Source organism: Pseudomonas yangonensis (assembly GCF_009932725.1).
Classification (GTDB): domain Bacteria; phylum Pseudomonadota; class Gammaproteobacteria; order Pseudomonadales; family Pseudomonadaceae; genus Aquipseudomonas; species Aquipseudomonas yangonensis.
In genome coordinates, this window is record NZ_BLJU01000067.1 from 1 (window position 1) to 3338 (window position 3338).

Annotated in this window: 4 protein-coding genes and 3 tRNA genes; all 7 read left to right on the top strand. The window is 58.2% G+C overall.

All coding sequences use genetic code 11. The features are described 5' to 3' along the window. Window positions 1-174: 174 nt before the first annotated feature. Window positions 175-1140: a bifunctional biotin--[acetyl-CoA-carboxylase] ligase/biotin operon repressor BirA gene (gene birA, locus GYB81_RS23465; RefSeq protein WP_161867911.1), complete on the top strand. Its 966-nt coding sequence runs from the start codon at window positions 175-177 to the stop codon at window positions 1138-1140. Next, window positions 1130-1879, top strand: a complete 750-nt coding sequence (locus GYB81_RS23470) for a pantothenate kinase (protein ID WP_161867912.1) — start codon at window positions 1130-1132, stop codon at window positions 1877-1879. Before birA ends, GYB81_RS23470 begins: the two co-directional genes overlap by 11 nt. Before the next feature lie 8 nt (window positions 1880-1887). Further along, a complete protein-coding gene (locus GYB81_RS23475; protein ID WP_161867913.1) occupies window positions 1888-2577 on the top strand; it encodes an SPOR domain-containing protein in 690 nt (229 codons plus the stop codon). Window positions 2578-2718: 141 nt separating this feature from the next. Next, window positions 2719-2803 (top strand) — tRNA-Tyr (locus GYB81_RS23480). Window positions 2804-2827: 24 nt separating this feature from the next. Further along, a tRNA-Gly gene (locus tag GYB81_RS23485) sits at window positions 2828-2901 on the top strand. A 26-nt stretch (window positions 2902-2927) separates the two neighbouring features. Then, window positions 2928-3003 (top strand) — tRNA-Thr (locus GYB81_RS23490). An 84-nt stretch (window positions 3004-3087) separates the two neighbouring features. After that, window positions 3088-3338 (top strand): GTP-binding protein (locus GYB81_RS23495; protein WP_233787652.1); only part of this gene is annotated, 251 nt, incomplete at its 3' end.

The following is a 3338-nucleotide window of genomic DNA, read 5'->3' on the forward strand; positions in this document are numbered from 1 at the left end:
ACAAAGCGCATCCCGCGGGTCGGTTCGCCTTCGCGAGCAGAGCCCGCTTCCATTGGTCTGAATCCTGCACCTTGGTAGCTTCCCATGTTGCCGGTTTGCCTTCGACCTCCCGTTTTCTATGCAAGCTCAGGCCTCGTCGTTATCATGCCAGCCTTGTTCGTAGCGGGGCCTCGCATGCTGGAATTGTTGAAACTTCTACAGGATGGACGATTTCATTCCGGTGAAGCCCTTGGGGCTCAGCTCGGGATAAGCCGTAGTGCCATTTGGAAGCAGTTGCAGGGCTTGGAGGCTGAGCTGGGGGTCGAAGTATTCAAGGTCCCTGGCCGTGGCTATCGGCTTTCCGCGCCTATGGTCTTGCTCGACGCCGAGCGGATATCGCGAGATGCGGCCAGTTTAGGCTGGCCGGTCGCAGTCGAGCCGAGTGTTGATTCGACGAATGCCGAGATCTTTCGCCGCCTCGAGGCGGGGGCGCGAGCGCCTTTTGTGCTGTTGGCCGAGCGTCAGACGGCAGGTCGTGGTCGGCGCGGGCGTGTCTGGGCCAGCCCGTTCGCAGAGAATCTCTATTGCAGTGTCGCGCTGCGTGTCGATGGCGGGATGAGTCAGGTCGAGGCATTGAGCCTGACGGTGGGGCTCGCTGTCGCAAAGGCGCTGCAAGCCAGCGGTGTGAAAGCGGCGCAGCTGAAGTGGCCGAATGACGTGCTGGTCGATGGGCGCAAGATATCCGGGATCCTCCTGGAGCTCGCCGGCGACCCTGCGGATGTTTGTCATGTAGTGATAGGTATTGGTATCAACGTCAACATGGCGGTCGACGCGCCTGGCGCTATCGATCAGCCGTGGACGTCCGTGCGGCAATGCATGGGGCACATGTTCGATCGAAATGATTTGGCTGCCGAGCTGCTATTGCAGTTGCACGATAGTCTCTCTACGCACTGGCAGCATGGCTTTGCTGGTTTGCGAGAGGAGTGGGAGGCGCTGCATGCATGGCGCGGGCATTCTGTGGCGCTCACTGCAGGCAATAATGCGACCCTGGGTGTCGTGCTCGGGGTCGATGAGCGAGGTGCTATTCGGTTGAATGTGGATGGTGTCGATCGCGCCTTCAGCGGCGGAGAGTTGAGCCTGAGGTTGCAGCATGATTCTTGAGCTCGACTGCGGTAACAGCTTTATCAAATGGCGAGTGATTTCCGTGGATGGGAGTCGGCGTCTTTCTGCGGGTGTCGTGGATTCTGATTCTGCCCTCTTCGAATCATTGGCGGCAGCTCCGGAGTTGCAGGTAAGGCACTGTCGTCTGGTCAGTGTGCGCAGTGATGCGGAGACCGAGCGGTTGGTCGAGCGCGTACGCGAGCTCCTCGGCGTCGAGGCCGTTTGTGCACAATCAGCCAGTCAGGTCGGGCCGGTCCGCAATGGTTACGAGGATTATCGGCGCCTGGGGCTGGATCGTTGGCTTGCGGTATTGGGGGCCTATCACCTGGGGCAGCGCGCCTGCCTGGTGGTGGATCTTGGGACGGCGGTAACCGCAGACTTCATATCGGCTGACGGTATGCATCAGGGGGGATTCATTTGTCCTGGGCTTCCGTTGATGCGCGATCAGTTGAGTACGCACACCCGGCGTATTCGCTACGATCGCCAGGTGGCGTTGGCAGCCCTGCAGGAACTCGAGCCGGGGCGCTCCACGGCCGAGGCCGTAGAACGCGGTTGCGTGTTGATGTTGCGTGGGTTCGTTGCTGAGCAGTTGCTACAGGCGCAGGCTCGTTTCCCTGAGGGGTTCGAAGTCTTTCTGACCGGAGGCGATGCTGAACTGGTTCGAGACGTGGTGCCGGGGGCGCAGGTCGTTACGGATCTGGTATTTGTCGGGCTGGCGATAGCCTGCCCTTTGAGTTGAGGCGAAGCATGCGTTGGATTCTGCTATTGCTCCTGCTACTTAATGCCTTCTACTACGTCTGGCATCAGCAGCAGGCGCCCCTGCGTGCCAAGGAAGTCGCTCCGGCGGATGCGTATCAAGGGGCTCGCAAGGATATTCGTCTGCTGAGCGAGGCCGACAAGTCGAGCTCGCGCAGTGAGCAGTCGTCGCAGTCAGTTGGAGCGGCCTCTCCCGAAGCGGCTGTTTGTCTGTTCCTTGGCAGTTTCGAGGAGGAGGCTAGGGCCAGGGTAGTGGAGCAGCGTTTGTTGAGTCTGGATATCCAGGCTGAAGTACGCAGTATCGATGCTGCGGCAGGTGTCGAGTACTGGGTGTATCTGCCGCCTCTGGCGTCGCGTCAGGCCTCCCTGAGGCAGTTGCGTGAACTGCAGGCGCGGCGCATCGATAGCTACATCATTACCCAGGGCGAGTTGGCCAACGGCATATCGCTCGGCATCTTCCCTCGTAAAGATTCAGCCAATAGCGTCATGCAACGTCTGCGCGATGTGGGCTACGAGCCGCAGATTCGCGAACTGTCGCGTGCGCACCGCAGTTTCTGGGTGCGTGTGGCACCGCAAAGTCGGCGTCTGGCCGATGAATTTCTGCTTGGGCGACTTGCTGGAGACTTCGCCGGTTTGCAGCATCAATTAATGCCTTGTGAAGGCGTTGCATTGCTCCAGTAGTTTGCATAGAATGGCGCCCGCTTCGCAGGGTGGTCAAAGTTGGTTCCCGACGAAGATGTTGTCAAAGTAGCTAACCTCAAGATTTTAATGAGAAAAAGCTTGACAGCAGGGTGGCAGATCTAGAAAATGCCGCCTCACTTTGGAGGGGTTCCCGAGCGGCCAAAGGGATCAGACTGTAAATCTGACGTCATCGACTTCGAAGGTTCGAATCCTTCCCCCTCCACCAGATTCAGCGTGAGCTGCAGGCTCCGCGGGTATAGTTCAGTGGTAGAACCTCAGCCTTCCAAGCTGATGATGCGGGTTCGATTCCCGCTACCCGCTCCAGTTTGTGGTTGGCGCAATAGAGTTTGGCTCATGTAGCTCAGCTGGTAGAGCACACCCTTGGTAAGGGTGAGGTCAGCGGTTCAAATCCGCTCATGAGCTCCATCTAATAAAGGCAGATATGAAAGTATCTGCCTTTGTTTTAATGGCGGCATAGCTTGCTCAATTCTTCGCTAGGAGACGGTCAAGATGGCTAAAGAGAAATTCGAACGTAACAAACCGCACGTCAACGTCGGCACCATCGGTCACGTTGACCACGGTAAGACCACTCTGACCGCTGCTCTGACCCGCGTCTGCTCCGAAGTTTTCGGTTCGGCCAAGGTTGACTTCGACAAGATCGACAGCGCTCCGGAAGAGAAGGCTCGTGGTATCACCATCAACACTGCGCACGTAGAGTACGATTCCAACATTCGTCACTACGCGCACGTTGACTGCCCGGG